This is a genomic window from Pedobacter borealis DSM 19626, assembly GCF_000708285.2.
GTDB classification, from domain to species: domain Bacteria; phylum Bacteroidota; class Bacteroidia; order Sphingobacteriales; family Sphingobacteriaceae; genus Pedobacter; species Pedobacter borealis.
The window spans coordinates 1-2,618 of the sequence record NZ_JAUG01000180.1 but is presented as its reverse complement, the minus strand read 5'-3'; the positions used below and the strand labels follow the sequence as shown (position 1 = coordinate 2,618).

Sequence of the window (2,618 nt, the reverse complement as noted above, 5' to 3'; positions counted from 1 at the left end):
CTTCCGAAGTTTCGGAGGGCCAAAGCTCAGGGAAAACTTCGGAAGTCTAAGGATAGGGGAGTGCATAAACATTATTTGTTCCAGAAAGTTTTGTCCGGGCTAACATTTTTTCTGTCTGAAAACCATTGGGTTAACAGAATCCTTGTCTTAATCCGTAAAAAATATTTGCGTTAGTGTTAATTTTTTCTACTTTTGCATCCCGCTTCGGAGGAAGGGTTTTGAATGAAAGGATGGCGCAGGAGATGAGTAGAGCAGGATTTATTTTAAAATAAATATTGCTAAAGCGGAAAAGATTGCTACCTTTGCAGCCCGGATCGGAAGAACGGAAAGCTGAACAACACCGGCATATTGAAATAAGGGGATTGGAAAAGAGGGATGAAACAAATAAAATTTATTTTATTTGGAACTTCGGAAAAGATCCTTACCTTTGCACTCCCAACGATAAGGAAGGGCGAAAAAGTTGGAGCAGCGGATGTTGCACAAACAACAAAACAAGATTGAAACAGACGGAAACATGTTTAAGACGAACAAGACTTGAACGAACTGAAGTTTGAAGATATATAAAACGACCGGCCGTGAGGCTACCTGGTCAATAAGTTCTTAAAAGAGATGTCAATGTAGCGTAGCGAGGTAATGGAGTACCGATCAAAGTACATGATTACGTAGCTTTATTTTAAAGGTGGTGTCTAACAGACAACATAAAAAAAGAAGACTATTTTTAACAATAGTTAAAACTGGTCAGCATCTTACAACACATTTTACAATGGAGAGTTTGATCCTGGCTCAGGATGAACGCTAGCGGCAGGCCTAATACATGCAAGTCGAACGATATTAAGGGGCTTGCTCCTTAAGAAAGTGGCGCACGGGTGCGTAACGCGTATGCAACCTACCTTAATCAGGGGGATAGCCCGGAGAAATCCGGATTAATACCGCATAAAATCACAGGATTGCATAATCCAATGATCAAACATTTATGGGATTGAGATGGGCATGCGTGTCATTAGCTGGTTGGCGGGGTAACGGCCCACCAAGGCGACGATGACTAGGGGATCTGAGAGGATGGCCCCCCACACTGGTACTGAGACACGGACCAGACTCCTACGGGAGGCAGCAGTAAGGAATATTGGTCAATGGAGGCAACTCTGAACCAGCCATGCCGCGTGCAGGAAGACTGCCCTATGGGTTGTAAACTGCTTTTATCCGGGAATAAACCTATCTACGTGTAGATAGCTGAATGTACCGGAAGAATAAGGATCGGCTAACTCCGTGCCAGCAGCCGCGGTAATACGGAGGATCCAAGCGTTATCCGGATTTATTGGGTTTAAAGGGTGCGTAGGCGGCCTGTTAAGTCAGGGGTGAAAGACGGTAGCTCAACTATCGCAGTGCCCTTGATACTGATGGGCTTGAATGGACTAGAGGTAGGCGGAATGAGACAAGTAGCGGTGAAATGCATAGATATGTCTCAGAACACCGATTGCGAAGGCAGCTTACTATGGTCTTATTGACGCTGAGGCACGAAAGCGTGGGGATCAAACAGGATTAGATACCCTGGTAGTCCACGCCCTAAACGATGAACACTCGCTGTTGGCGATACACAGTCAGCGGCTAAGCGAAAGCGTTAAGTGTTCCACCTGGGGAGTACGCTCGCAAGAGTGAAACTCAAAGGAATTGACGGGGGCCCGCACAAGCGGAGGAGCATGTGGTTTAATTCGATGATACGCGAGGAACCTTACCCGGGCTTGAAAGTTAGTGGATCATTTAGAGATAAATGAGTGAGCAATCACACGAAACTAGGTGCTGCATGGCTGTCGTCAGCTCGTGCCGTGAGGTGTTGGGTTAAGTCCCGCAACGAGCGCAACCCCTATGTTTAGTTGCCAGCACGTTATGGTGGGGACTCTAAACAGACTGCCTGTGCAAACAGAGAGGAAGGAGGGGACGACGTCAAGTCATCATGGCCCTTACGTCCGGGGCTACACACGTGCTACAATGGATGGTACAGAGGGCAGCTACATAGCAATATGATGCGAATCTCACAAAGCCATTCACAGTTCGGATTGGGGTCTGCAACTCGACCCCATGAAGTTGGATTCGCTAGTAATCGCGTATCAGCAATGACGCGGTGAATACGTTCCCGGGCCTTGTACACACCGCCCGTCAAGCCATGGAAGTTGGGGGTACCTAAAGTATGTAACCGCAAGGAGCGTCCTAGGGTAAAACCGATAACTGGGGCTAAGTCGTAACAAGGTAGCCGTACCGGAAGGTGCGGCTGGAATACCTCCTTTCTGGAGTAGCACCGCCTACTCGCCACGCAACATGATATTTCTAATTAAGGTATAAGGTAGAGGGTAATAAGGCTTAAGGTCCTGATACTTGATACTGATTACTTTATACTAAAAAGAGAAAAAAGAAACACCCAGAAGACAACGGAGTGCGGCCTATAAAGGTATAAGCATAACGGAACGGAAGATGGGGAAAGCCAAAGGAAAGCAGTAGCGGTAAGATACTATATACTGCATACGGACGCCGACCTTAAAATCAACAGTCCCGTAGCTCAGCCTGGTTAGAGCACTACACTGATAATGTAGGGGTCTCCAGTTCAAATCTGGACGGGACTACAC

General features: G+C 46.8%; 1 tRNA gene and 1 rRNA gene. Both read left to right on the top strand.

The features are described from left to right. The first annotated feature begins 760 nt into the window (after positions 1–760). Positions 761–2,282 (top strand): 16S ribosomal RNA (locus tag AW17_RS23285). Positions 2,283–2,540: 258 nt separating this feature from the next. After that, a tRNA-Ile gene (locus tag AW17_RS23280) sits at positions 2,541–2,615 on the top strand. The last annotated feature ends 3 nt before the right edge of the window (positions 2,616–2,618 follow it).